This window comes from Streptomyces sp. NPDC040589, assembly GCF_055594445.1.
Genome location: NZ_JBVIWP010000004.1, coordinates 29,304 through 53,922 on the forward strand (window position 1 = coordinate 29,304; position 24,619 = coordinate 53,922).

At 71.6% G+C, this 24,619-nt stretch carries 29 protein-coding genes and 1 pseudogene; 17 read left to right on the top strand and 13 right to left on the bottom strand.

Going from position 1 to position 24,619, the window contains the following annotated elements; genetic code table 11:
- The first annotated feature begins 6 nt into the window (after positions 1 to 6).
- Both ACZ58V_RS17995 and ACZ58V_RS18000 read left to right on the top strand, forming a co-directional pair.
- The gene (locus ACZ58V_RS17995) at positions 7 to 675 is read left to right on the top strand and encodes a HEAT repeat domain-containing protein (protein ID WP_471290745.1); all 669 of its coding nucleotides are present in this window, start codon (positions 7 to 9) and stop codon (positions 673 to 675) included.
- Between the two features lie 7 nt (positions 676 to 682).
- Positions 683 to 1,687 carry a HEAT repeat domain-containing protein gene (locus ACZ58V_RS18000; protein ID WP_471290747.1) on the top strand — a complete coding sequence of 335 codons (1,005 nt, stop codon included), beginning with the start codon at positions 683 to 685 and terminating at the stop codon, positions 1,685 to 1,687.
- A gap of 222 nt (positions 1,688 to 1,909) precedes the next feature.
- Here ACZ58V_RS18000 and ACZ58V_RS18005 read toward each other — a convergent pair.
- Positions 1,910 to 2,068, bottom strand: a pseudogene (locus ACZ58V_RS18005) (aminoglycoside phosphotransferase); the annotation flags it as partial.
- Between the two features lie 156 nt (positions 2,069 to 2,224).
- Here ACZ58V_RS18005 and ACZ58V_RS18010 point away from each other — a divergent pair.
- Positions 2,225 to 2,860: a PadR family transcriptional regulator gene (locus tag ACZ58V_RS18010; protein WP_471290749.1), complete on the top strand. Its 636-nt coding sequence runs from the start codon at positions 2,225 to 2,227 to the stop codon at positions 2,858 to 2,860.
- A 68-nt stretch (positions 2,861 to 2,928) separates the two neighbouring features.
- Here ACZ58V_RS18010 and ACZ58V_RS18015 read toward each other — a convergent pair whose 3' ends face one another.
- Entirely contained in the window at positions 2,929 to 3,357 is a 429-nt protein-coding gene (locus tag ACZ58V_RS18015) for a type II toxin-antitoxin system Rv0910 family toxin (protein ID WP_468188355.1), read from the bottom strand.
- Positions 3,358 to 3,574: 217 nt separating this feature from the next.
- Between ACZ58V_RS18015 and ACZ58V_RS18020 the strand changes: the two genes are divergently transcribed.
- Both ACZ58V_RS18020 and ACZ58V_RS18025 read left to right on the top strand, forming a co-directional pair.
- Positions 3,575 to 4,132: a Clp protease N-terminal domain-containing protein gene (locus tag ACZ58V_RS18020; RefSeq protein WP_471290751.1), complete on the top strand. Its 558-nt coding sequence runs from the start codon at positions 3,575 to 3,577 to the stop codon at positions 4,130 to 4,132.
- Between the two features lie 104 nt (positions 4,133 to 4,236).
- Complete coding sequence (locus ACZ58V_RS18025; RefSeq protein ID WP_471290753.1) at positions 4,237 to 5,241, top strand: EamA family transporter; 1,005 nt, start codon at positions 4,237 to 4,239, stop codon at positions 5,239 to 5,241.
- Between the two features lie 116 nt (positions 5,242 to 5,357).
- Here the strand turns inward: ACZ58V_RS18025 and ACZ58V_RS18030 are convergent, their stop codons facing one another.
- Positions 5,358 to 6,044, bottom strand: a complete 687-nt coding sequence (locus ACZ58V_RS18030; RefSeq protein WP_471290755.1) for a pyridoxamine 5'-phosphate oxidase family protein — start codon at positions 6,042 to 6,044, stop codon at positions 5,358 to 5,360.
- Positions 6,045 to 6,080: 36 nt separating this feature from the next.
- Here ACZ58V_RS18030 and ACZ58V_RS18035 point away from each other — a divergent pair, with 36 nt between their 5' ends.
- A complete protein-coding gene (locus tag ACZ58V_RS18035) occupies positions 6,081 to 7,442 on the top strand; it encodes an aminotransferase class I/II-fold pyridoxal phosphate-dependent enzyme (RefSeq protein ID WP_468188363.1) in 1,362 nt (453 codons plus the stop codon).
- Here ACZ58V_RS18035 and ACZ58V_RS18040 read toward each other — a convergent pair.
- Complete coding sequence (locus ACZ58V_RS18040) at positions 7,433 to 8,392, bottom strand: DMT family transporter (RefSeq protein WP_468188365.1); 960 nt, start codon at positions 8,390 to 8,392, stop codon at positions 7,433 to 7,435. The genes ACZ58V_RS18035 and ACZ58V_RS18040 overlap by 10 nt on opposite strands.
- A gap of 75 nt (positions 8,393 to 8,467) precedes the next feature.
- Between ACZ58V_RS18040 and ACZ58V_RS18045 the strand changes: the two genes are divergently transcribed.
- Positions 8,468 to 9,370, top strand: a complete 903-nt coding sequence (locus ACZ58V_RS18045) for a LysR family transcriptional regulator (protein ID WP_471290757.1) — start codon at positions 8,468 to 8,470, stop codon at positions 9,368 to 9,370.
- 34 nt (positions 9,371 to 9,404) lie between these two features.
- Here ACZ58V_RS18045 and ACZ58V_RS18050 read toward each other — a convergent pair whose 3' ends face one another.
- On the bottom strand, positions 9,405 to 9,875 hold the full coding sequence (locus ACZ58V_RS18050; protein WP_215122756.1) for a pyridoxamine 5'-phosphate oxidase family protein: 471 nt from the start codon (positions 9,873 to 9,875) through the stop codon (positions 9,405 to 9,407).
- A gap of 137 nt (positions 9,876 to 10,012) precedes the next feature.
- Between ACZ58V_RS18050 and ACZ58V_RS18055 the strand changes: the two genes are divergently transcribed.
- A complete protein-coding gene (locus ACZ58V_RS18055) occupies positions 10,013 to 10,663 on the top strand; it encodes a cysteine hydrolase family protein (RefSeq protein ID WP_471290759.1) in 651 nt (216 codons plus the stop codon).
- On the opposite strand, the gene ACZ58V_RS18060 is transcribed toward ACZ58V_RS18055, so the two are convergent.
- The gene (locus ACZ58V_RS18060) at positions 10,650 to 11,117 is read right to left on the bottom strand and encodes a Rieske (2Fe-2S) protein (RefSeq protein WP_468188371.1); all 468 of its coding nucleotides are present in this window, start codon (positions 11,115 to 11,117) and stop codon (positions 10,650 to 10,652) included. The genes ACZ58V_RS18055 and ACZ58V_RS18060 overlap by 14 nt on opposite strands.
- A 196-nt stretch (positions 11,118 to 11,313) precedes the next feature.
- Between ACZ58V_RS18060 and ACZ58V_RS18065 the strand changes: the two genes are divergently transcribed.
- From ACZ58V_RS18065 to ACZ58V_RS18095, 7 genes are all read left to right on the top strand, one after another.
- Complete coding sequence (locus ACZ58V_RS18065) at positions 11,314 to 12,069, top strand: HipA family kinase (RefSeq protein ID WP_471290761.1); 756 nt, start codon at positions 11,314 to 11,316, stop codon at positions 12,067 to 12,069.
- Positions 12,066 to 12,479 (top strand): DUF3037 domain-containing protein, encoded by a 414-nt coding sequence (locus ACZ58V_RS18070; RefSeq protein WP_468188375.1) that lies wholly within the window; start codon positions 12,066 to 12,068, stop codon positions 12,477 to 12,479. The genes ACZ58V_RS18065 and ACZ58V_RS18070 overlap by 4 nt, the downstream gene beginning before the upstream one ends.
- Before the next feature lie 102 nt (positions 12,480 to 12,581).
- Positions 12,582 to 13,343 (top strand): 3-oxoacyl-ACP reductase FabG, encoded by a 762-nt coding sequence (fabG, locus tag ACZ58V_RS18075; RefSeq protein ID WP_189724524.1) that lies wholly within the window; start codon positions 12,582 to 12,584, stop codon positions 13,341 to 13,343.
- Positions 13,344 to 13,355: 12 nt separating this feature from the next.
- The gene (locus ACZ58V_RS18080) at positions 13,356 to 14,114 is read left to right on the top strand and encodes an SDR family oxidoreductase (protein WP_189724523.1); all 759 of its coding nucleotides are present in this window, start codon (positions 13,356 to 13,358) and stop codon (positions 14,112 to 14,114) included.
- Positions 14,115 to 14,304: 190 nt separating this feature from the next.
- Positions 14,305 to 15,891, top strand: coding sequence for an ABC transporter substrate-binding protein (locus ACZ58V_RS18085; RefSeq protein WP_471290764.1), 1,587 nt, complete (start codon positions 14,305 to 14,307; stop codon positions 15,889 to 15,891).
- 95 nt (positions 15,892 to 15,986) lie between these two features.
- Entirely contained in the window at positions 15,987 to 16,670 is a 684-nt protein-coding gene (locus ACZ58V_RS18090; protein ID WP_471290766.1) for a uracil-DNA glycosylase, read from the top strand.
- 127 nt (positions 16,671 to 16,797) lie between these two features.
- Positions 16,798 to 17,310 (top strand): hypothetical protein, encoded by a 513-nt coding sequence (locus ACZ58V_RS18095; protein WP_471290768.1) that lies wholly within the window; start codon positions 16,798 to 16,800, stop codon positions 17,308 to 17,310.
- A gap of 26 nt (positions 17,311 to 17,336) precedes the next feature.
- On the opposite strand, the gene ACZ58V_RS18100 is transcribed toward ACZ58V_RS18095, so the two are convergent.
- From ACZ58V_RS18100 to ACZ58V_RS18110, 3 genes are all read right to left on the bottom strand, one after another.
- Positions 17,337 to 17,840 carry a hypothetical protein gene (locus ACZ58V_RS18100; protein ID WP_468188383.1) on the bottom strand — a complete coding sequence of 168 codons (504 nt, stop codon included), beginning with the start codon at positions 17,838 to 17,840 and terminating at the stop codon, positions 17,337 to 17,339.
- A gap of 112 nt (positions 17,841 to 17,952) precedes the next feature.
- Positions 17,953 to 18,465 carry a DinB family protein gene (locus tag ACZ58V_RS18105; protein ID WP_468188385.1) on the bottom strand — a complete coding sequence of 171 codons (513 nt, stop codon included), beginning with the start codon at positions 18,463 to 18,465 and terminating at the stop codon, positions 17,953 to 17,955.
- A gap of 42 nt (positions 18,466 to 18,507) precedes the next feature.
- Complete coding sequence (locus ACZ58V_RS18110; protein WP_471290770.1) at positions 18,508 to 19,098, bottom strand: TetR/AcrR family transcriptional regulator; 591 nt, start codon at positions 19,096 to 19,098, stop codon at positions 18,508 to 18,510.
- Positions 19,099 to 19,184: 86 nt separating this feature from the next.
- Here ACZ58V_RS18110 and ACZ58V_RS18115 point away from each other — a divergent pair, with 86 nt between their 5' ends.
- Positions 19,185 to 20,420, top strand: coding sequence for an FAD-dependent monooxygenase (locus ACZ58V_RS18115; RefSeq protein WP_468188389.1), 1,236 nt, complete (start codon positions 19,185 to 19,187; stop codon positions 20,418 to 20,420).
- On the top strand, positions 20,417 to 21,322 hold the full coding sequence (locus ACZ58V_RS18120; protein ID WP_468188391.1) for a Gfo/Idh/MocA family protein: 906 nt from the start codon (positions 20,417 to 20,419) through the stop codon (positions 21,320 to 21,322). Before ACZ58V_RS18115 ends, ACZ58V_RS18120 begins: the two co-directional genes overlap by 4 nt.
- On the opposite strand, the gene lnt is transcribed toward ACZ58V_RS18120, so the two are convergent.
- The 4 genes from lnt to ACZ58V_RS18140 form a co-directional block, all read right to left on the bottom strand.
- Positions 21,246 to 22,820, bottom strand: coding sequence for an apolipoprotein N-acyltransferase (gene lnt / locus ACZ58V_RS18125; protein ID WP_471290773.1), 1,575 nt, complete (start codon positions 22,818 to 22,820; stop codon positions 21,246 to 21,248). The genes ACZ58V_RS18120 and lnt overlap by 77 nt on opposite strands.
- Before the next feature lie 69 nt (positions 22,821 to 22,889).
- Positions 22,890 to 23,360 carry a nuclear transport factor 2 family protein gene (locus ACZ58V_RS18130; RefSeq protein ID WP_468188395.1) on the bottom strand — a complete coding sequence of 157 codons (471 nt, stop codon included), beginning with the start codon at positions 23,358 to 23,360 and terminating at the stop codon, positions 22,890 to 22,892.
- An 82-nt stretch (positions 23,361 to 23,442) separates the two neighbouring features.
- Complete coding sequence (locus ACZ58V_RS18135) at positions 23,443 to 23,622, bottom strand: hypothetical protein (RefSeq protein ID WP_184599516.1); 180 nt, start codon at positions 23,620 to 23,622, stop codon at positions 23,443 to 23,445.
- A 97-nt stretch (positions 23,623 to 23,719) separates the two neighbouring features.
- Positions 23,720 to 24,595 (bottom strand): undecaprenyl-diphosphate phosphatase, encoded by an 876-nt coding sequence (locus ACZ58V_RS18140; protein ID WP_468188398.1) that lies wholly within the window; start codon positions 24,593 to 24,595, stop codon positions 23,720 to 23,722.
- Between the last annotated feature and the right edge of the window lie 24 nt (positions 24,596 to 24,619).

Genomic DNA, 24,619 nt, shown 5'->3' on the forward strand with positions numbered 1-24,619 from the left:
GTTCCGATGACCATGCCGAACGAGGACACGACCCCGATACGCGCTCTCCAGGGGCTGGAGGACAGCGGCTCGTCGGTCCGGCTGCGGGCAGCGCTGGCGGTCGGCACGACCCCGGATCCCCGGTCCGTCGACAAGCTCGTCGAACGATGCGCGATCGAGCCCGAGTTCCATGTGCGCGAAATGCTGACATGGGCGCTCACCCGCCACTCAGCGTCCATGACGGTCCCCAAGCTCATCGATGAACTCCGCGCGGAGCGTACGCAGGCACGAAGCCAGGCGTTGCACACGCTGTCCAAGATCGGGGATCGGCGAGCGTGGCCGGCGATCACCCGGGCGCTGCTGACCGACCCCGACGACGAGGTGGCACGGAGCGCCTGGCGAGCGGCGGTCGTCCTCGTGCCCGAAGGTGAAGAAGCCGGGCTGGCCGGAGTGCTGGCGGCGCAGCTCGGACGCGGCGAGCGGGAGACGCAGTCGAGCCTCAGCCGGGCGTTGATCGCGCTCGGAGAGGCGGTCATGCCGACCCTGCGCGCCGCGATGACGGATCCCGACCCCCGAGTGCGTCAGCACGCGATCGCCACGGAACGGCTGCGGCGCGACCCGGACGCCGGATTCGAGTGCGCGATCGAGGAGGCGAAGCGCGTCGTCGCCCTTGGCGCGATCGGCCAGGAGGGATGACAGAACAGTGTTGATCGGTGAGGTGGCACGACGGTCCGGGGTCAGCGCCCGCATGCTCAGGCACTACGAGTCGCTCGGTCTGGTGCGGCCGACGGGCCGTACCGACGCCGGCTATCGCGCGTACTCCAGCGAGGACATCCGGCGGATCTTCCATATCGAGAGCCTGCGGTCGTTGGGGCTGTCGCTGCGTGAGGTGGGGCGCGCTCTGGACGATCCCGGTTTCCGGCCCGCGGAGCTCGTCGACGACCTCGTCCACCGGACGCGGGAGCGTATCGCGGCTGAGACCGAGCTGCTCACGCGACTCCGTCGGATCGGTGCCGCGGAACCCGCCGGCTGGGAGGACGTCCTCCAGATCGTCGGACTCCTCCACGCGTTGGGGTCGAAGAGCGCCGGGACGCGCCAGCGCGCTGCCCTGTCCTCGGTCGAAGAGGTGCCGTGGCCGGTGGAGGCCCTGGTCGAGGCAGCGTTGAGCGAGACGGACCCGAATGTCGCCGGAGCCCTTCGATGGGCTTTGGCGCACTCGGGCGAGGGCGGATCGGCCCTGCTCGCCGAGGGCCTCGGCTCACCCGTGGCCGACGTCCGCAAACGTGCCGTCCAGTCCCTTGTCGAGATGCCGAACGGTGAGGCGACCGCACTGCTGAAGGACGCTCTCGCGCATCCCGACATCGTGGTCCGCAGGTACGCGGCTCTGGAACTCGGGGCACGTGGAGTGGCCGACGCGGTCCCGACGCTCGTCGACATGGTCGTCGAGGAGGCGAACGACGTCGACGCGGCCGATGCGCTGAGCGCGCTGGCGAGTGACCCCGCGGCGGCGGACCGGATCGCCACCAGGCTCGTCGGCTGCCTCGCCCACGGCGCCGCCGGACCGTCCGCGCGTCGGCGGCTGACCCAGGCGCTCGCGGACATCCCGGGACCCACGGCGTCCCGTGCCCTCGCGGATCTGGCCCAGGACGAGGACCGCGTCGTCGCACTGACTGCCACGTACATTCTCGGGATTCGCGACGCCCGCTGAATCCGTGTCCTGTCTCATTGAAGTGAGTCTGCGCTGCGCTGACCTGCGCGGACTGGATCGGGTGAGACGCGTGGACTTGGTTCGTCGAGACGGGCTGCAGCTCTCCGTGTCATGTGATCTCAGTCGATCCTGTCCCGTCTCAGCCGGTCTGTTCCCGTTGGTGCTGTCGCCGGTCGGGGCGGCAAGCGGTCATCTCTGTCACGGCCTGCGATCGGGGCGACATCACTCCATCGACTCCAGAATGCGGTCGAGCGTCCGGCGCCCCATTGTGCTCATCGCCGGATTGCTCTCGGCGTAGTACCAGACAAGACCCATCGCCTGTTCGAACGCCCATGCCTTGCCGCGCTCCCACTCCAGATCGTCACAGACCAGTGTCCGCCGCTGAAAAGCCGCCCCCGCGTCTCGGCGTCCCGCAGGGCTGCGATGAAGGCCGCAACGGGACAATCCGCTGGTCCGGCAGGGCCTTGCCATAAGAACACTACCGATATATCGTTGAGGCATCGCGACAGATCAACGATGGAATGGAGAGTGGTTGCGATGCGTACCCACGGTTACGAGCACGGGCACGGCCACGGCGGACCGCGTCACGGCCGGGGCGGTTTCGACGGGCTGCGTGCGGCCTTCGGTCCTTTCGGGCCCGGTGGTTCCGGTGGTCCCGGCTGGGGAGGGCCCGGTGGTCCGGGCTTCGGTCCCGGCCCCTGGGGCGGACGAGGACGCGGCGGGCCGAGGGGAAGGGCGCGGCGCGGTGACGTGCGGGCCTCGATCCTCGCCCTGCTGAAGGACCGGCCCATGCACGGCTACGAGATGATCCAGGAGATCGCCGAGCGCAGCGGCGGGGCGTGGAAGCCCAGCCCGGGTTCGGTGTACCCCACCCTTCAGATGCTGGAGGACGAGGGCCTCATCATCAGCGAGTCCGAGGGCGGCAAGAAGCTGTTCGCGCTCACCGAGGCGGGCCGCACGGCGGCTGAAGAGGGACCCGAGGCGCCCTGGGAGGAAGCCTCCCGCGGGGTCGACTGGGAGGCCCTCGGCGAGATCCGCCAGGCCGGCTTCGGACTGATGGAGGCCTTCGGGCAGGTCTGGAAGACCGGCAGCAAGGAGCAGAAGGAGAAGGCGCTCGGCGTCATCAACGAAGCCCGCAAGAAGCTCTACCTGATCCTCGCCGACGAGGACTGAGGGCCGGCCCCTTGTGGCGCGGGCGCCCCCTGGAGTGATCCGGGGGGCGCTTCTTCATGTCGGGGGTGTCAGCCCACCAGCCCGTCCAGCTTGCGCAGCGACTCGTTCAGGGCCGCCGTGGCCGAGTCCCTGAGCTTGCCCGCCATCAACGACACGGCCGCACCCGTGAACTCGCCGTCGATGCGGACCGTCGTCGCGTCGCCGTCGGGAGCGAGGGTGTAGCGCGTCGCGACGGTCACGGCCATCGGGCCCTGGCCGCGGATGGCGAGCACACGGGCCGGTTCGAGTTCCTCGACGGTCCACTCCACCTCGGCCGGGAAGTTCATCAGCCGCATGTTCTCCCGGAAGGTCGCGCCCACTTCCAGGCTCTCGGGGCCGCCCGCCGGGAAGCTGGTGTGGGTCGCGTTCCACTCGCCGTACGCGGACCAGTCCGTGAGCCTGGCCCACACCTTCTCGGCCGGCGCCCCGATGCGTGCCTCCGCGCTGACTTCGGCCATGCGACCACCTCTTCGTGTCGGGTGTCGCGGAACGTAGCCGTGGTGGTCGCAATGTTCAATACTGACGAACAGTCAGACATGCTGGGTCTGTGGGCAAAACAGCCTGATGTCCTCCGTAAGGAGGAGATTCCGGCCGGCGAAGTCCACTTCCTGTGGGACGCGAGAATGCTCCCCGCCGGGGATGACCCGGGCTCGCGGGACTGATGGGGTAGGGGATGTGCAACCCCGTATCCCCCGGCAGTCAGCCCCTGAGCACGGCATCCACCGCGCGGAGAACGATGCCAGGCTCAGTGACGAGCTGGCGTCGGTGATCGGTGGTGCCCGTCGCCGGGCGGTCAGGGACGGGGACCGGCAGATCGACACGGCCCATCTGCTCCACTCGCTGCTGGAGTCCGACCCCGAGGCGCGTGCCGCCTTCGGTGACGGACCGCGGATCGCGCGACTGCTGGGCTATCTCGTCCAGCGCAGCATCGGCTACGGCCTGCGCTGGCAGAGCGGCGTCGAGGACTCCGGCGCCGTCCCCGTGGTGACGGAGAACGCGGGCTTCTCGCCGCTGGCCGCGGCATCGATGGAGTGCGCCCGCGAGCGCGCCGCACGCCGCGGCGGACCGGCCCGCGGCATCGACCTGCTCGCGGCGATCGTCGTCGACGCGCAGGCGCGCGCCGTCGAGGTGCTCGGACGTGCCGGGATCGACCCGCGCGAGGTGCTCGCCCGGCTCGACGGCCGGTCCGGCCGGCCCGGGGAGTGGGCCGGGGGCGGCGAACCCGCGCACTGACCGGTCCGGCCCGGAGTGTTCGCCCCCGTCCAGGCAGTTCGCCCCGTCCAGGCAGTGAGACAGGTGCCATAAGGGGTGAAGCTCCTGTCAGGGCCTGTCATCATGTGCCGGTGCGTACGTCTGAGAGCAGTCCGAGCAGGCGCGGCAGGGGCATGGGGCTCGGCCTCGCGCTGCTGTCCGCGGTCGCCTTCGGCGGATCCGGAGTCGCGGCCAAGCCGCTGATCGAGGCGGGCCTTGACCCGCTGCACGTGGTGTGGCTGCGTGTGACCGGGGCCGCCCTGGTGATGCTGCCGCTCGCCGTACGCCACCGCGCGCTGCTGCGCCGCCGCCCCGGACTCCTCGCCGGATTCGGGCTGCTGGCCGTCGCCGGTGTCCAGGCCTTCTACTTCGCCTCGCTCTCCCGTATCCCCGTCGGGGTGGCGCTGCTCATCGAGTACCTGGCGCCCGCGCTCGTGCTCGGCTGGGTGCGGTTCGTGCAGCGGCGGCCCGTGACACGTGCCGCCGCGGTCGGTGTCGTCCTCGCGGTCGGAGGACTCGCGTGCGTCGTCGAGGTGTGGTCGGGTCTCGGCTTCGACGCCCTGGGGCTGCTGCTCGCGCTCGGCGCGGCCTGCTGTCAGGTCGGCTACTTCGTCCTCTCCGACCAGGGCAGTGACGCCGGCGACGAGGCGCCCGATCCGCTCGGGGTCATCTCCTACGGCCTGCTCGTCGGCACGGCCGTGCTGACCGTCGTCGCCCGGCCCTGGGCCATGGACTGGTCCGTGCTCACGGGCACCGCGCGCATGGACGGCGCACCCGTCGCCGCCGTCGTCCTGCTGGCCTGGATCGTCCTGGTCGCCACGGTCGTCGCGTACGTCACCGGCGTGGTCTCCGTGCGCCGGCTCTCGCCGCAGGTCGCCGGTGTCGTGGCCTGTCTCGAAGCGGTCATCGCGACCGTCCTGGCCTGGGTCCTGCTCGGCGAGCATCTGTCGGCGCCACAGATCGCCGGTGGCGTCATCGTGCTGGTGGGCGCGTTCATCGCACAGTCCTCGACGCCCGCGAAGGGCTCCGAACGGCCGGTGGCCAGCGGCGGCCCGGACAGGGAGCTGTCCACGCCCGGAACGGCCGCGTAGGGCGCCGATCTGCTCGGCGGCGGGGGTGCGGCCGTCCCGGAGGACCGTCAGGGCCTTCAGCCGTCACGAGTCTGTGTCTGCTGCCGCGCACCGCACCGGGGGGCGGGTGACTGGGGTCACTGAGCCTTGAGGTAGTCGGGCAGTTCGGTGTCGGTGGACAGGTCCGGGTCGGGGATCGGTGTGCCGTAGGTCTTCCGGACCGGGACGACTCCTGCCCAGTGGGGGAGGGCGAGGTCCTCCGGATCGTCGTTCACGCCGCCCGTGCGGAGCTTGGCGGAGACCTCGGCCAGGTCCAGGCGGAGCACGGCGGTGGCGGCCAGTTCCTTCTTGTCGGCCGGGCGGGAGTCGGCGGAGCGGCCCGCTACGACGTGGTCGACCAGCGCGTCCAGGGCCTGCCGCTTCTCCTCGGGGTCCGTCACGTCGTGGGCGACGCCGTGCACCACCACGGAGCGGTAGTTGAGCGAGTGGTGGAAGGCCGAGCGGGCCAGGACCAGGCCGTCTACGTGGGTGACGGTCAGGCAGACCGGGAGGCCCGGGTCGGTCTGGCCGGCCGCCCGCAGCGGGCGCGAGCCCGTCGAGCCGTGTACGTAGAGGCGCTCGCCGACCCGGGCGAACAGCGTGGGCAGCACGACCGGCGCGCCGTCGCGGACGAACCCGAGGTGGCAGACGTAGGCCTCGTCCAGGATCGAGTGCACCAGTTCCCTGTCGTACGAGGCCCGGTCGGGGGAGCGTGTGGGGACGGTGCGGTCGGTCGGGGCGTAGGCGGTGGCGGGCTGCGACGGCGTCTGTGCGGTCCCCTGCATTGGTGCTCTCCATTGCAATAGTGCATAATCAGCTTTGTGCTAGGAGAGTATCCGATCAGTGGGCGTCGCGCAGCGGACATCTCCGCGAGCGTCGAGCGGGCGGTGGGGGCCGGTGAGCTGCGGCCGGAGCAACTGCTGCCGCCCATGCGGGAGTTGGCGGAGCGGTTGGGAGTGAATCCCAACACGGTCGCGGCCGCGTACCGGACCCTGCGTGAGCGCGGGGTCATCGAGACCGCCGGTCGGCGCGGCAGCCGGGTGCGGCCGGCGCCGGCCACGACCGGGCGGGACCAGATCAGGGTGGACGTCCCCGAAGGCGTGCGTGATATGGCGGCGGGCAATCCGGACCCGGCGTTGCTCCCGCCGCTCGCGGCCGCGTTCGCGGCGGCGGCCGCCGAGGCCGACCGTGCCCCCGTGCTCTACGGCGAGGCCCCCGTGGAGCCGGAGCTGGCCCGGATCGCGCGGGCCGGCCTCGACGCCGACGGGGTGCCGGACGGGCCGCTCGCGGTGGTCTCCGGGGCACTCGACGGCGTCGAACGCGTGCTGGCGGCCCACCTCAAGCCCGGCGACACCGTCGCCGTCGAGGACCCCGGCTGGGGACGCACCCTCGACCTCGTACCGGCGCTCGGGCTCAGGACCGTCCCCGTCGGCGTCGACGACGACGGTCCGTACGCCGAGGACGTGCGCCGGGCGCTGGAGGCCGGGGCGCGGGCCCTGATCGTCACGGACCGGGCGCAGAACCCGACCGGCGCCGCGGTGAGCGCCAAGCGCGCGCGTGCCCTGCGGTCCGTGCTCCGGGAACACCCGGAGACCCTGCTGATCGAGGACGACCATGGCCACGGCATCGTCGACCTCCCCCTCCACCCCCTCGCCGGCGCCACCCGGCACTGGGCCTTCGTGCGCTCGGCCGCCAAGGCCTACGGCCCCGATCTGCGCCTCGCCCTGCTCACCGGCGACGCCGTCACCGTCGACCGGGTCCGTGGCCGGCAGCGCCTCGGGCCGGGCTGGGTGAGCCGGCTGACGCAGCAGGCCCTGGTACGGCTGTGGGCCGACGGGGCGGTGGACACGCGCGAGGTGGCGGCGGCGTACGGGCGGCGCCGGGACGCGCTGATCGAAGCGCTCGGCCGACGGGGTGTCGCGGCACACGGGCGCAGCGGAATGAATGTGTGGGTGCCCGTGCCGGACGAGACCGGAGCCGTCGCCCGGCTGCAGCACGCCGGCTGGGCGGTCGCCCCGGGCGCCCGCTTCCGGATGAGCGCACCGCCCGGCATCCGGGTCACCGTCTCGACGCTCGACGAGAACGGGAACGGGGACGGGGGCCAGAGGAAGAGCGAGATCGAGATGCTGGCCGACGCGATCGCCTCGGCCCTCGGCCCGGCCCCGGCGCGGAGTTACGTCTGAGGCCTCGGCCGGGTCCGGGGCTTCGGCCGGACCTGGGTGAGGGCCGCACCCGTCAGTACGATCACCGCGCCGACCGGTGTCGACCAGGTGAGCGATTCGCCGAGGAGTGCGACGCCCGCGGCCGTGGCGATGACCGGGACGAGGTACGTGACCATCTGCGCGGTCGTCGGGCCGACCTCGGCGACCAGGCCGTACTGGAGGAGCATGGCGAGGCCGGTGCCCAGGGCGCCCAGGGCGGCGATCGCCAGCAGCGGCACGACCGGCGCACGGGTTGGCAGGGTCGTGAATATCGGGGTGACGACGGCCAGCTGGAGCGTCGCGAGCAGCAACTGCGCGCCGGTCATCGACAGGTGCGACTGGCTCGTGCCGGCCAGTGTGCGGCGGACGTAGATCCAGCCGATCGGGTAGCTGAGGGAGGCCAGCAGGGCCAGTGCCGTGCCGGTGGCGTCCAGGCCGTGGAAGCCCTGCCAGGCGCCCAGCACCGTGAGCACCCCGAGGAAGCCGAGACCCAGCCCCGCGACCCGCACCCGGGTCGGGCGGTCCTCCGACAGGGCGACCAGCGACAGCGCCATGCCCCACAGCGGCGAGGTCGCGTTGCAGATGCCCGCCAGGGTGGACGGGATGGTCAGCTCGGCGTACGCGAACAGCGAGAACGGCAGGGCGTTGAGCAGGAACGCGGCGACCGCCAGATGCCCCCAGGCGCGCGCCCCGCGCGGCAGCCGCTCGCGGCGCACCGCCATCGCGGCGGCCAGCACCGCCGTACCGAAGGCCAGCCGGCCGAGCGTGACCTGGAACGGCGCGTATCCCTCGGTGCCCACCTTGATGAGCAGGAAGCTGAAGCCCCAGATCAGGGAGAGCGCGGCGAAGCGGAGACGCCAGTCGAGGCGGCGCCGGGCCCGGTCGGGCGAGGCCGCGGTGGCCCGGCCGGGTGTGGTGGTGACGGTGGTCATGGACGCCACGATGCTGGAGCGGAACCGCGTAGCACAATCGAGAATTCGCACCCGATATTGCGTAGCATCGCTTAGGTGTTGAATCTGGAGCGCCTGCGCACCCTCGACGCCCTCGCGCGGCACGGCTCGGTCAGCGGCGCGGCCGCGGGACTGCACATCACGACCTCCGCCGTCTCCCAGCAGATGGCCAAGCTGGAGCGGGAGGTCGGCCAGCAACTCCTCGCCAAGAACGGCCGGGGCGTGCGGCTCACCGACGCGGGCCGGCTGCTCGCCGAGCACGCCGCGCGCATCCTGTCCCAGGTCGAACTCGCCCGGTCCGACTTGGAGGCGCGGCGCGGGGAGGTCGTCGGCGAGCTGCGGCTGTCGGCGTTCCCGACGGCCGCCCGCGGCCTGTTCCCGCACGCGCTGTCCGCGCTGCGGGAGCGGCATCCCGCGCTCCGGCTGCGCTCCTGCGAGCTGGAGCCGGAGCACGGAATCGCCTCAGTCGTGCGCGGCGACCTCGACCTCGCCGTGGTGCTCGACTGGTACAACAAGCCGATGGCGCTGCCCGACGGCCTGGTCAAGGCGCCGATCCTGGACGACCCCGCCGATGTCGCCATGCCGGTGGACCACCGGCTCGCCGGGCGGGACGAGGTGGACCTCGCCGACTTCGCCGACGACGAGTGGATCACCTGGGGCGAGGGCGAGTTCTGCCACGAGTGGCTGATGTTCACGCTCCGCTCGAAGGGCATCGAGCCGATCGTCGGCCATCGCGCCGCCGAGATCCACACGCAGCTCGGGCTGGTCGCCGCCGGCCTCGGGGTGTGCATCGCCCCGCTGCTCGGCCGCCACCCGGTGCCCGACGGCGTCGTGACCGTCCCGGTCAGGCAGCGGGTGCGGCGGCATGTGTACGTCGTCTGGCGCGCGGACGCCGACCGCCGCCCGTCGATCCGGGCCGCGGTCGAGGCCCTGCGGGCGGCGGGGGAGAGCGTCACCTGAGCGCTCCGCGCGGGCTACCGCGCTCCTCGATCTGTCAGGCAGGCCCCAGCTTGCGGAAGTCCCAGGAGACGATCTTCTGCGGTGTCAGACGCACCCAGGCGTGCCGGCCGTCGTGCGGCATCTCCTCAAGGCCGAAGTTCTTCCGGGCGAACAGCGTCTCCGGGACGTCGAGTTCGGCGCGCAGCTCGCCGGTGCGCGGGATCTCGCCCACGAACTCGACGGCGCCCGACAGCTCGGCGCCGCGCAGCTCGTCGTACTCCTCACCGGTGTCGACCACGATCGCCACCCGAGGGTCGCGCCTGAGGTCTGTCCACCGCTTGCTGCGTACGACCGAGTACAGCCACATCGAGGCGCCGTCCCAGGCGAACCACAGCGTGCTCACGTGCGGAGCGCCGTCGGCCGAGATCGTGGCGACCCGGCAGGTGCGCTGCGTGGTGAGGAAATCGTCCAGCTCGCCCGGCGTCATCATGATCTTCCGGCCCCTGCGCTGCTGCGTGACGGTCATGCTCCCCCTCTTTCTTCTTCTCACGTCGTGTCAGAGGAGATCCTCTGACATCACGTCAGAAAAGAATGAGTGCTCTTCCGTCCGTTAGCAACGGTGGCTACGCTCGCCCGACCCGCCGCCGGCGCCCAGGGGGAACCGTGCCCTCGTACGAAGAGCTCAGCGAACTCCTCGATCTGCGGACCACCGTGCTCCTCACCGTCGAGTGCCAGGAGGGCGTCGTCGGAGCGGACAGCGCACTGCCCGAACTCGCCGCCGAGGCCCGCTCCGGCGGCGTGCTCGCCAAGGTCGCCCGCCTGGTGGACGCCGCCCACGAAGGTGGCGTCCAGGTCGTGCACGCCGTCGCCGAGCGCCGCCCCGACGGCCGCGGCGCCAACCGCAACGCCCGCCTCTTCCGGGCCGCCGCACGCCTGCCCGTCCAGCAGCTGTCCGGCACGCCGGCGGTGCGGGTCGCCGCCCCGATCGAGGTCGCCGAGGAGGACCTCGTCGTACGACGCCTGCACGGACTGTCGCCCCTCCAGGGCACCGATGTCGACCCGCTGCTGCGCAACCTGGGCTGCCGCACCCTGATCGTCACCGGCGTATCGGCCAACGTGGCCGTTCCCAATGCCGTGTTCGACGCCGTGAACCGCGGCTACACCGCCGTCGTCCCGGCGGACGCCATCGCGGGGGTGCCGTCCGAGTACACCCCCGCGATGATCCGCCACACCCTCGCGTTGGTCGCCACGGTCGCGACCACGGACGAGGTGCTGGCGTGTCTGAGGCGTCCGCGTGGGGTCAGGCGAGCGTGATGGAGTCGCCGTTCACGGTCACCTGCTTCGCCGCCAGCGGTTCGACGGCCGGACCCTTCTTCACACTGCCGTCGAGGACGGAGAACTGGCTGCCGTGGCAGGTGCAGGAGATGATGTCGTCCTTGAGGTCCACCATCGGACAGTCCCGGTGGGTGCAGATCGTCGAGAAGGCCTTGTAGTCGCCCGCGGTCGGCTGGGAGACCACGACCTTCTCGTCCTTGAAGATCTTGCCGCTTCCCTCGGGGATGTCGGCGGTCTTCGCGAGCGCCGTGCCGCCGGCGCCCGCCTCGGGCGATGAAGCGCTGCCGCCGGCGCCCTGTTCGGTGGACGAGCCGGATGCCTTGTCCTCCGACCCGCACGCCGTCAGCGCGACGGTGAGTCCCGCCGCGCCAGCTGCCGCCACGACGGCACGGCGGCTCGGTCCGGACATCGGCTGAACTGATTCGCTGGTCATGCTGACGTTCCTTCCGGGGATTCGTGATCTGCGGAGAGGTACGGCCCTTGAGGACCGGCTGTTCAGACAATGTCGAGATCCTGACTCGTTCGCGGAACGGCGTGGGTAAAGCGGAGCTGTCGGTTCGCTGTCGGGTTCCGGCCCGCCGCCGCGAGGCCGTCGCCCGAGCCCCCGTCTGCGTCAGTAACCTGGGGCGATGCTCAAGGAAGTGATCGCGACCCGTTTCATCGCGCCGCTGCGCGAGGGCGGTTCGCTGCCGGGACTCGTGGAGGCCGACGACCACGGGATGTACGTCCTGAAGTTCAGCGGCGCGGGGCAGGGCCGCAAGACGCTCGTCGCCGAGGTGGTCTGCGGGGAGCTCGCCCGTCGGCTGGGGCTGCGGGTGCCCCGACTGGTCACGGTCGAGCTCGACCCGGAGCTGGGGCTCGGCGAGCCCGACCAGGAGGTGCAGAACCTGCTCAGGTCCAGCGGCGGCACCAACCTCGGCATGGACTTCCTCTCCGGCGCGCTCGGCTTCGACCCGCTCGCCTTCCGGGTGAGCCCCGAGGAGGCCGGGCGGATCGTCTGGTTCGACGCGCTCGTCAACAACGTCGACCGCTCCTGGCGCAACCCCAACCTGCTGATGTGGCGGGGCGAGTTGTGGCTCGTCGACCACGGCGCGACCATGATCTGGCACCACAACTGGCCCGGCGCGCAGGCCTCGGCGGCCCGCCCGTACGACGCCTCCGACCACGCCCTGGCGCCCTTCGCGCCCGATGTCGTCCCCGCCGCGGCCGAGTTGGCGCCCCTGGTCACCGAGGAACTGCTCGCCGAGGTCACCGCGCGGATCCCGGACGCCTGGCTGGCCGACGAGCCCGGCTTCGACACGCCGGACGACCTGAGGCAGGCCTACGCGCGGCCGCTGCTCGCGCGGGCCGCCGTCATCCACGACCGCATCCAGGGGACCAAGTGAGCGACCGGCACATCATCAGGGGCGGGACGCGGGACCGCCAGATCTACGAGTACGCCGTCCTGCGCGTCGTCCCGCGCGTCGAACGCGGCGAGTGCATCAACGCCGGGGTCCTCGTCTACTGCCGTGCCGAGTCCTACGTCGGCGCGCGCACCCACCTCGACGAGGCACGGCTGCTGGCACTCGACCCCCGGGCGGACGTGGCCGGCGTCCAGGCCGCGCTGCGCGCCGTGGAGAACATCTGCGCGGGCGGCCCCGCGGCCGGCCAGGCCGCGAGCGACGACCCCGGCCGCCGCTTCCGCTGGATCGTCGCCCCCCGCTCGACGATCGTCCGGCCCGGGCCCGTACACACCGGGCTGACCACGGATCCGGCGGCGGAGACGGAGCGCCTGCTGGACCTGCTGGTGAGGTAATGGATCACACGCGGGCCGTGGCCGTTGACACCGCGTGCCAGGGCTTCTAGCGTCACACCCACTGAAGGTACTAAGCGGTCGCTCACCTGAGGAGAAGCAGCCATGTCCACCACTGAGCAGCGGGTCGCCGTAGTCACCGGTGCCGCGCGCGGTATCGGTGCCGCCACCGCCGTACGACTGGCCGCCGAGGGCCGCGCGGTCGCCGTGATCGACCTCGACGAGGCCGCCTGCAAGGACACCGTCGAGAAGATCACCGCGGCGGGCGGCAAGGCCATCGCGGTCGGCGCCGACGTCTCCGACGAGGCCCAGGTCGAGGCCGCGATCGCCCGTGTCGCCGAGGAGCTCGGGGCGCCGACGATCCTGGTCAACAACGCGGGTGTGCTGCGCGACAACCTGCTGTTCAAGATGAGCGTCTCCGACTGGGACACCGTCATGAACGTGCACCTGCGCGGAGCCTTCCTGATGTCCAAAGCCTGTCAGAAGCACATGGTGGACGCGGGATTCGGGCGGATCGTTAACCTCTCGTCGTCCTCGGCGCTGGGCAACCGCGGCCAGGTGAACTACTCCGCGGCCAAGGCGGGTCTGCAGGGCTTCACCAAGACCCTCGCCAAGGAGCTCGGCAAGTTCGGCGTGACCGCCAACGCCGTCGCCCCCGGCTTCATCGCCACCGAGATGACCAAGGCCACCGCCGACCGCGTCGGCATGGGCTTCGAGGACTTCAAGGCCGCCGCCGCCACCCAGATCCCGGTGGCCCGGGTCGGTGAGCCGGACGACATCGCCAACGCCATCGCCTTCTTCACGGGCGAGGCGGCCGGGTTCGTCTCCGGCCAGGTGCTGTACGTGGCCGGCGGACCGCTCGACTAGAGGACGACAGACATGACTTCCGTGGAACTCTCCGGCAAGGTCGCCCTCGTCACGGGCGGCAGCCGCGGCATCGGCTACGGCGTCGCCGAGGCGCTCGTCGCGCGCGGCGACCGCGTGTGCGTCACCGGCCGCAACGAGGACTCCCTCAAGGAGGCCGTCGAACAGCTCGGCACCGACCGCGCGATCTACGTCGCGGGCAAGGCGCACGACGAGGCCCACCAGGCCGTCGCCGTCGAGCGCACGATGGAGGCCTTCGGCCGCGTCGACTTCCTGGTCAACAACGCCGGTACGAACCCGGTGTTCGGGCCGATCGCCGACCTCGACCTGAACGTCGCGCGCAAGGTCTTCGAGACCAACGTGGTCTCCGCGCTCGGCTTCGCCCAGAAGACCTGGCACGCCTGGCAGAAGGACAACGGCGGCGCCATCGTCAACATCGCCTCGGTCGCCGGTCTCTCGCCCTCGCCGTTCATCGGCGCGTACGGCATCAGCAAGGCGGCGATGATCAACCTGACGGTGCAGCTCGCGCACGAGTACGCGCCCAAGGTGCGGGTCAACGCGATCGCCCCGGCCGTCGTGAAGACCAAGTTCGCGCAGGCCCTGTACGAGGGCCGGGAGGAGGAGGCCGCCGCGGCCTACCCGCTCGGCCGCCTCGGCGTGCCCTCCGACATCGGCGGCGCGGCAGCGTTCCTCACCTCCGGGCAGTCCGACTGGGTCACCGGCCAGACGCTCGTCGTGGACGGCGGCATCTTCCTCAACGCCGGCACCGGCTGACGTACGCGGTTCGGCACGGGCGCCCGTGGACGCGAGCGGCGCCCGTGCCGACGTAAAACCCTCGCAAAGGGCGATGACAACGTCGTCAAAGGTTTATCGATCAAGGAGTCATGCCCCGGGGAGGGGCAGCGGGCCGGGCACTGCGGTATGGTCTGCCGACCCTTGGTATGGCAGATCGAGGAGCGTGCGCGTGTTCAACCGGAACCGACGCCTGCGGCAGGCGGCGGCCATCGCGTCCATATCGTCCCTTCTCGCCGGGTGTGGCGTGTTGTCGTCCGACACCCCGGAGGACGAAGGGCCGATCGTCGTGGGCACCACCAGTTCGCCCAGCACCCTCGATCCCGCGGCCTCGTGGGACAGCTCCTGGGAGCTGTTCCGCAACATCTACCAGACGCTGCTGAGCTATCCGACGGGCGCGAGCGAGCCCCAGCCGGACGCCGCCGAGCAGTGCGGCTTCAGCGACTCCTCGAACCAGGTGTACCGCTGCGAGCTGCGCGAGGGCCTGAAGTTCTCCAACGGCGACGCGCTGGACGCCCAGGCGGTCAAGTACTCCTTCGACCGGATCCGCAAGATCAACGTCAACGGCGGCCCCGCCGGTCTGCTGGGCAGCCTCGAGCGGGTCCAGGCGCCGAACGAGCGTGAGGTGATCTTCCACCTCAACAAGCCCGACGCCACCTTCCCGTTCGTGCTCGCCACCCCCGCCATGTCGATCGTCTCCCCGCAGGCCTATCCGGAGAGCTCCCTGCGCAAGAGCGGCGACGCCGTCGGCTCCGGGCCCTACACGCTCGACTCGTACAGCGACGGCAAGGAAGCCGTCCTCGTCCGCAACGACGGCTACAAGGGCTACGCGGAGCGCCGGAACAACGCGGTGACCATCCGCTACTTCCAGGACTCGGGCGCCATGGTCAAGGCCCTGCGCGACGAGCAGATCGACGTGACCTACCGCGGTCTCGCCGCGGGCGACGTCGTCGACCTCCAGAGCAAGACTTCCAACGAGGAGGAGATCCAGCTCGTCGAGGGCTCGGGCACGGACATCAACTACCTGGTGTTCAACCCGAAGGACTCCTGGGCCAAGCGCAAGCCCGTGCGCCAGGCCATCGCGCAGGTCGTCGACCGGGCGGCGATCACCCACAAGGTCTACAAGGACACCGTCGACCCGCTGTACTCCATGGTCCCCAAGGGCCTCACGGGCCACACCACGGGCTTCTTCGACGACTACGGCGACCCCGACGTCGACAAGGCCCGCGAGATCCTCAGCGGCGCCGGCATCAACCAGCGGGTCCCGCTCACCTTCTGGTACACGAGCGACCGCTACGGCTCCGAGACCGCCGAGGAGTTCAAGGAGCTGAAGCGCCAGCTCGAGGACTCCGGCCTCTTCACGATCAGCCTGAAGAGCCGCCCCTGGAAGACCTACGTCGAGGGCTACCAGAAGGGCGAGTACCCGGTGTTCGGGCGTGGCTGGTTCCCCGACTTCCCGGACGCCGAGAACTTCATCGCGCCGTTCGTCGGCGAGCAGAACGCCCTGGGTACGCCCTACCCGGCCCCCGAGATCACCGGCGACCTGCTGCCCCGGTCGCGCCGGGAGAGCGACCGCGCGAACGTGGAGAAGGAGTTCGAGGAGGCCCAGCGGATCCTGGTGGACGACGCGCGACTGCTGCCGCTGTGGCAGGGCAGGCAGTACGTGGCCGCCAGCCGGGACGTCTCGGGCGCGGAACGGGCCCTGGACCCGTCGACGATCATGATGTTGTGGGAGCTGCACCGCAAGACCGCCTGGTAGGCGGGTCGGCACACCGGGCGTTCCCCGGCACGTTGTCAGTGGTCGCCTGTAGGTTCTGAGGCCTGGAAGTGACCGCACATCGTGAGGACGTTGACGTGACCGACACCGCCATGCTGCCCGAGTCCTGGCGCGGGGTTCTGGGCGACGAACTGCGGCAGCCCTATTTCAAGGAGCTGACGGAGTTCGTCGAGGAGGAGCGGGCGAAGGGTCCCGTGTATCCGCCGCGCGAGGAGGTCTTCGCCGCGCTGGAGGCCACGCCGTACGAGAAGGTGAAGGTCCTGATCCTCGGTCAGGACCCGTACCACGGCGAGGGCCAGGGGCACGGGCTGTGCTTCTCGGTCCGGCCCGGTGTGCGGACCCCGCCGTCCCTGCGGAACATCTACAAGGAGATGCACGAGGAACTGGGCGCGCCGATCCCGGACAACGGCTATCTGATGCCGTGGGCCGAGCAGGGCGTCCTGCTGCTCAACGCGGTGCTCACGGTCCGGGGCGGCGAGGCCAACTCGCACAAGGGCCGAGGCTGGGAGAGGTTCACCGACGCCGTGATCCGCGCGGTCGCGGGACGGCCCGACCCGGCGGTGTTCGTGCTCTGGGGGAACTACGCGCAGAAGAAGCTCCCGCTGATCGACGAGTCGCGGCATGTGGTGGTCAAGGGCGCGCATCCGTCGCCGCTGTCGGCGAAGAAGTTCTTCGGCTCGCGCCCGTTCACGCAGATCGACGCGGCGGTGGCGGCACAGGGCCACGAGCCGATCGACTGGACGATCCCGAACCTGGGCTGAGGACGGACGGCGGACGGCGGGGTCTTCCTCCCGGAAGGCCCCGTGCGTACGGACCGGCCTGAGCCGGATCGCCTCCCTCTCCGGTTAGCGTCGGAGGATCAGCCGGCGAGTGCGCGGAGGCGTGGCGATGGAGCGACAGGAGCAGACGGCGCCGGATACCGTGCTGACGCGGATCGGGCAGGTCGTCATGCTGCACCACGCGGGGGACCGGGAGGAGGCCCGGCACCGGTTCCTGGACCTGTGGGCGGAGATCGGGGAGCACGGCGACCCCCTGCACCGCTGCACCCTCGCGCACTACCTGGCCGACACACAGGACGACCCCGGGGACGAACTGGCCTGGGACCTGCGTGCGTTGACGGCGGCGGAGGAGATCTCCGAGGACGGCCGGCCCGCCTCGCCCGAAGGCGTTCTCGCGGTGCGCGCGTTCTACCCCTCCCTGCACCTGAACCTCGCCGACGACTACCTCAAGCTCGGCCAGTGCGACGCGGCCCGCACCCATCTGCGACGGGCCAGGGGAACTGCCGCCGCCCTCGCCGACGACAGTTACGGCGACGGCGTGTGGGCCGCCATCCAACGGCTGGAGTCCCGGCTGGGAGAAGGCGGCGGAGGGGCATGGACACCGCCGAGGCAGCGGCCGTAGCGCCGGGATCCTGCCCGGCGCGCCGTTCAACGCCGGTACGTGTCGCTGCAGATCGTCGCCTCGGGGCTGTCCGGCCGCCACCCGCCGTAGCGCCTGCCCAGCGCGCACACGTCCGCGTTCTTCGGGACGTTCTTGTGGACGTCCTGCCGTACCGATTCCGAGACGTCGGGCAGGTCGGCGGGTGGCCGCTGTGGGCTGCGCGGGGCCGGTGGCCGGTGTTCAGGGCGGGCGGGGTGCGGGCGGGCGTCGCGGGTGCCGGATCGCCGCTGCTCCTCCTGCGGCGAGGCCGCCGGGGGCGTGGCGTGCCGGGACGCGGACGCGGCCGGCTCCGGGCGGCGGGACCCCTCGATGAGTTCCAGGGCCTCCCGGGCCGGTGCCTGCACGACCTGCTCCTCCGGCCGGGGTGCCGGCGGCCGGGTCGGTGCCGCCGGCGGCCCGGGAACGGGGGGATCCTGGACCGTCACACAGCCGGAGAGGGCCGAGACCGCCACGGTCACCAGGAGCGTCGCTGTGGTCGTCGTTCGATGCACCCGCGCAACTCTGGTGCGTCCGGCCCCCGGTGGGACAGCGGACGGGCGGAGGATGCCCCGCACGGGTGATGTCCCGCCCCGTACGGAGGTCGCCGGCGGGTCGTGGGTGACGTCAGTCGCCGGTCGAGCCGTCGAGGCGCTCACGGATCAGGTCGGCGTGTCCGTTGTGCCGCGCGTACTCCTCGATCATGTGGGTGTAGAGCCACCGCAGGTTGAACTGCTCGCCGGTGCGGCGGTGTTTGCCCTCGGAGAGGTCGTCCAGGGAGAAGCGGGCGGCGTTGTTCCGAGCGGTCTCGATCTCGGCCTGCCAGGTGGCATACGCCTCCTGATAGGTGTCCGCCTCGGTCAGGTGGAACTCGCCGTCCCGGTCTTCGTCGCTGTAGTAGATCGGCGGCACGTCCTCGTTCGTCAGTATCTTGCGGAACCAGCCGCGCTCCACATCCGCCATGTGCCGCACCAGCCCCATCAGGGACAGTTCGGAGGGCTCCACGGAGGCGGTCCTGAGCTGCTCGTCGCTCAGGCCCTCGCACTTCCACGCGAGGGTCTGCCGGTGGTAGTCGAGCCAGCCTTCCAGCATGGCGCGTTCGGCGGCGTCGGTGGCGGGTTCGGTGCGCTCGATGGTCATGCCCGCATCCTGTCCCAACTCGCCGGGACTGCCCAGGGGTTTTCAGCCGCCGAGCATCCCCGAGAGCAGCTCCCGCAGCCCGGCCCGTACTTCCTCCAGGCTCGGCGTCCCGGAACCGAACGACCCGGCGACGCAGCTGAACATGAGCCCGTCAGCCCAGGCGATCAGCGACAGCGTGTGCCGGGCCGGGTCCGTCGAACCCATCTCCGTGACCAGGGCGGTGAGCTGGTCACGGAAGCGGGCGCCCGTCGCGTCGAAGTAGGCCCGCAGCTCGGGGCGGCGGGTCGCCTCCAGGGCCAGTTCGTAGCGGGCGAGCGTGAGGGCGCGGTTGTTCGTCAGGGCGCGGTGGGTCGCCAGGGCCAGGGCGCCCGCGAGGGAGTCGGTCCCGGACCGAGGGTCCGGCATCTCGTGCAGGGCCAGGACCCGGGCCTCGCGGTCGGCCAGGCGCCGCACCGCCAGTTCCAGCAGGGCCTGCCGGGTCCGCGCGAGGTTCGAGGTGGAGCCCTGGGGGAGTCCGGCCGTCTCGTCGACCGCCCGGTGGGTGAGGCCCCGCATCCCGCGCTCGGCGAGGAGTGCGAGGGCGGTGTCGGCGACGAGGTCGGCGCGGGAAGGGCCGGTGGTGCTTACGGGCATGGGTCTCACATTACCCGTCTCACTACGGCTGTAGTAATGTCGAACGCGAACTACAGCTGTAGTCGATGCGGTGTCGAGGAGGAGCCATGGCACAGTCGAGGCGGGCCGTCGTGATCGGCGGCGGTATCGGAGGCCTGACCGCGGGGGCCGCCCTGCACCGGCGCGGCTGGCGTGTCACCGTGCTGGAGCGCGCCCGCTCGCTGGAGCCGGTCGGCGCCGCCATCTCCCTCGCTCCCAACTCCCTGCGCGCGCTGGACGTCATCGGCCTCGGCGACGAGATCCGCGGCCTCGCCGCCTGGGCGGGGGACGGCGGGCTGCGCACACCGTCCGGCCGGTGGCTCTCGCGCTCCTCCGCCGACGCCGCCGCCGAGCGCTTCGGCGGCCCGCTCGTGCTGCTGCGCCGCGCCACCCTCGTCGAGCGCCTGGCCGCACTGCTCCCGCCTGGCGCCGTCCGCACGGACGCCGCCGCGACCCTCGCCGACAGCGGCGACACCGACCGGCCCGCCCGGGTCACCACCGCGGACGGCGAGCTGGAGGCCGACCTGGTGGTGGGCGCCGACGGAGTCCGGTCCGCCGTACGCCGGGCGCTCTTCCCCGGCCACCCGGGGACGGTGTACTCGGGGTTCACCACCTGGCGGGTCGTGATCCCCGTCCCCGGTGCCCAGTTCGCCTCGCACGAGACCTGGGGGAGGGGCCGCATCTGGGGCACGCACCCGATCGAGGACGGCCGCGTCTACGCCTACGCCGCCGCCATGACACCCGCCGGCGGACACGCGCCCGACGACGAGAAGGCCGAGCTGCTGCGCCTCTTCGGAGACTGGCACGACCCGATCCCCGTCGTGCTCGCCGCCGCACGCCCCGAGGACGTCCTGCGCCACGACGTCCACCACATCGCCGAGCCCCTGCCCTCTTACCACCGCGGCCGGGTCGCCCTCGTCGGCGACGCCGCGCACGCCATGCCCCCGACCCTCGGCCAGGGCGGCAATCAGGCCATCGAGGACGCGATCGTCCTCGCCCACCACTGCGACGACCTCCCGGCCTACACCGCCGCCCGGCTGCCCCGTACGACCGCCGTCGCACGGAAGGCCATCAAGGTCGCCCGGCTCAACCTCATGACCAGCCGCGCCGGGATCGCCGTACGCGACACGGCCGTGGCCGCGCTGTCGAAGGCCGGGCCCGCCCTGTTCCTGCGCGGCTTCGACGGCATCGCCGACTGGCGGCCTCCTGGGGGCACCGCCCGCTCGAGCGAAGTCGAGAGTGGGGGAGGCCGTATGCTCCGAGCAGACCCCGGCAGGCAACCGTTAGAGGAGAGCACCCCGTGAAGGTCGGCTGCATCGGACTCGGCGACATCGCGCAGAAGGCCTACCTCCCGGTCCTCGCGTTCCAGCCCGGGCTCGAACTGCACCTGCAGACCCGTACGCCCGCCACGCTCGACCGGGTCGCCGACGGCCTCCACGTCCCGCTCGAGCGGCGGCACACCACCCTCGACTCCCTCCTGGACCAAGGCCTGGACGCGGCCTTCGTGCACGCGCCCACGCTCGTGCACCCGGAGATCGTGACGCGGCTGCTGGAAGCGGGCGTACCGACGTACGTCGACAAGCCGCTGGCCTATGAACTCGACGACTCCGCGCGGCTGGTGGCGCTCGCCGAGGAGCGGGACGTGAGTCTCGCCGTCGGGTTCAACCGGCGCTACGCCCCCGGCTACACACAGTGCGCCGACCATCCGCGCGAGCTGATCCTGATGCAGAAGAACCGCATCGGGCTGCCGGAGGAGCCGCGCACGATGATCCTCGACGACTTCATCCACGTCGTCGACACCCTGCGGTTCCTGGTGCCCGGCGCGGTCGACGACGTGACCGTGCGCGCCCGCGTCCGGGACGGTCTGCTGCACCATCTGGTGCTCCAGCTCGCCGGGGACGGCTTCACGGCGCTGGGCGTGATGAACCGGCTCAGCGGTTCGGCCGAGGAGATCCTCGAGGTGTCCGGACAGGACACCAAGCGGCAGGTGATCAACCTCGCCGAGGTCGTCGACCACAAGGGGCAGCCGACCGTGCGGCGGCGCGGGGACTGGGTGCCGGTGGCCCGGCAGCGCGGGATCGAGCAGGCGGTCCTGGCGTTCCTGGACGCGGTCCGCGCGGGGAAGGTGCTCAGCGCCCGGGACGCGCTGGAGACCCATGAGCTGTGCGAGCGGGTCGTACGCGCGGTTCAGGAGCGGACCGCCTGAGCCGCAGGGTCCGTACGCCCTCGCCGGCGGCCCAGGCCGCGAGGATCAGCATCGCCGCGTGCACCGTCCAGTCGCCGAGGCGGACGTAGGGCGTCGTGCCGTGGGCGAGGGGGACCTCGTAGACCCGCGCCGCGGAGGCGTCCGTCCCCAGCCACGGTCCGATCCGCTGTCCGCTCGGGCCGTAGACGGCCGAGACACCCGTCAGCGTCGCGTGGACCATCGGACGGCCGGTCTCGGCGGCCCGCAGCGCGGCCAGTGAGGCGTGCTGCTCGGGCGCCCAGCTCTGCTGGAACGTGGACGTCGACGACTGGCCGATCAGCACGTCGGCGCCTTCCCGGGCGAGGTGGCGGGTCATGTCGGGGAAGGCGGTCTCGAAGCACACCATCGGGCCGACGCGCAGCCCGTTCCCCACGTTCATCACGACCGGCTGGGTGCCGCGCCTGCGGTCCTCGCCCGCCGCCTTGCCGACGGAGGTGGCCCAGCCGAGCAGGGAGCGGGCCGGGACGTACTCGCCGAACGGCACGAGCCGCATCTTGTCGTAGCGCTCGCCGGTCAGGCCGTCCGGGCCGATCAGGATCGAGCTCTTGTAGATGCCGGGCTTGTCGGAGCGACGGGCGTCCACGTTGACCAGGATGCCGGCGTCCGTCGCGCGGGACAGCGCCGCGAGCCGCCGGGCGGGGTCGGGCCGGTCCCCGAGATCGAAGCCGACGCTGCTCTCGCCCCAGACGATCAGGTCGACGTCCTGTCCGGCGAGCCGGCGGGTGAGCTGTTCCTCCCGGTCGAAGCGGTGGTCGGCGCTCCTGCCGCCGTCGATGACGCCCGGCTGGACCACGGCGATCCTGACCTCGCCGTCGACGTCCGGGCGGGGCGAGAAGGCCCAGGCCGCCGAGGTTGCGGCGGCCGTGGCGACGAGACCGGCCACGGCGGGCACACGGGCCCGGCGGACCGCCACCAGGACGGCGACGGCGACGTTGACGGCGACGACCAGGCAGCTCAGCAGCCATACGCCGCCGACCGAGGCGAGCCGCAGTGCCGGTTCCACCTGCCACTGGCTGGAGCCGAGCATGCCCCAGGGGCCGCCGAGGCCCTGCCAGGAGCGGACCAGCTCGACGGCCAGCCAGCCGGACGGCAGGACGAGAAGCGCGACCGCGATCCGACGCCGCGAGGGCGCGCCTGCCAGCAGCCGGTGCGCGAGCCGACCCCACAGGGCCCACAGGGCGCCGAGCAGTGCGGCGAGGACGAATGTGAAGACGTGCAGGAAGGGCAGCAGCCAGTGGTGCATCGCCAGCATGAAGCCGAAGCCGCCGCACCAGCCGTCGTAAGCCGCCCGCTTGCCGGTCGGCGCGGTGCGCAGCAGCAGGAGCCAGGGGACCAGGGAGACGCAGGCCCACCACCACAGGGACGGGGCGGGATAGGCGAGTACGGGAAGAGCGCCAGCGATCACGGCGGCGGCCGAGCGCCGCCACGGGGAGGCGAGCCAGTGGCCGAGCGTCTTCATAGGCGCCTCCTACCCCGCGGGTGCCTCCAGTGTGCGCCCTGCGGACGATCTAGGACAGAGGACGCCGGGTCAGTTGATCACAGGTGTCTTCCGCCGCTCGGGAAGGCGCCGCCACTTCTCCTGGACGACCACTGCGCTCAGCCGCCAGCCGTCGCCCGTGCGCAGCAGGGTGAAGGCGTACCGGCCGCCGCACACGAAGTCGGGTGCGGGGCCCGCGGTGGCCATGGGGTTGACGTAGTCCGCCTGGACCTGGGCCGTGTCGCCGGTGTCCTGTTCCCAGATCCCGAAGCGCACCCGCCGGTTGACGATCAGGTGCTGCCGCATGGTGAACAGCCGCATGCTCTCGGCAAGCCAAGAGGCGACTGCCGTGGCCTCTCCCTCGATGCCGCCGGCCGAGCGGTAGTCCGCCCGCCCCTCCGGGGCGAACAGGCCCCGGTACGCCTTCCAGTCGCCGTCGTCGACCGCCACCGCGTAGTCGGTGATCAGTTCGTCGACCGCCAGCCGGTCCCTCACGGTAGCGAGCTCTACGCGCTGCGTCATCGGCTCAGTGTTGGGCATGGAGGGGGTGGAGCCAAGGGGTGTGACGAAAAAGGACAGTTGAATGGGGAGGTGCCGGAGGCGATCAGGCCGCCTCGACGACCTCGCCGCGGATCGCGGCCGCCCACTCGACGACCAGGAACTCGTACTCGGCGCGCTCCTCGGCGGACAGCTTGCCGCCCGTGCGCCGCCAGAGCGCACGGATCTCCTCGTTGACCTCGGCGGCGGACCGCACGGAACCAGGGGTCGAGAAATCGGGGGACATGCGGGCAAGCCTAGGGGCACCCACTGACAGCCCGCTACCGGACGGCTACGGAAGCCCTATGCGGTTGGTCACGAGACGCGGGTCACAGGGCGGCGGGTCAGCCCGCGGACTCGGCCGCGTGCGGGCTCAGCTCACCCATCGACACCAGGACGATGATGAGGATGCCGAGGGCGATGCGGTAGTAGACGAACGGCATGAAGCTCTTGGTCGAGATGAACTTCATGAACCACGCGATCACCGCGTATCCGACCGCGAAGGCGATGATCGTCGCGAAGATCGTCGGCCCCCACGAGACATGGCCGCCCTCCGTCGCGTCCTTGAGCTCGAACACGCCGGAGGCGAGCACCGCGGGGATGGCGAGCAGGAAGGAGTAGCGGGCCGCGGCCTCGCGCGTGTAGCCCATGAACAGGCCGCCGCTGATGGTGGCGCCGGAGCGGGAGACGCCCGGGACCAGGGCCATGGCCTGGCAGGCGCCGTAGATCAGTCCGTCCCGGACGCCCAGGTCCTCCAGGGCCTTGCGCTGCTTGGGCGCGCGGTGGCGGCCGCTCTTCTCGTCCCGGGCGGCGAGCCGGTCGGCGACGCCCAGGACGATGCCCATGCCGATCAGCATCGTCGCGGTGATCCGCAGATCGCGGAACGGGCCCTCGATCTGGTCCTTCAGTGTCACGCCGAGCACGCCGATCGGGATCGAGCCGACGATGACGAGCCAGCCCATTCGCGCGTCGGGGTCGCCGCGCAGCTCCTTGTTGGTGAGCGAGCGCGTCCACGCGGACAGGATCCGCCCGATGTCCTTGCGGAAGTAGATCAGCACGGCGGCCTCGGTGCCGATCTGGGTGATCGCCGTGAAGGCCGCGCCCGGGTCCTCCCAGCCCGAGAAGGCCGCCGTCAGCCGCAGATGCGCGCTGGAGGAGACGGGGAGGAACTCGGTCAGCCCCTGGACGAGTCCGAGGATGAGTGATTCGAACCAAGACATGAGGTAGCGGAGTCCAAGTGCCGG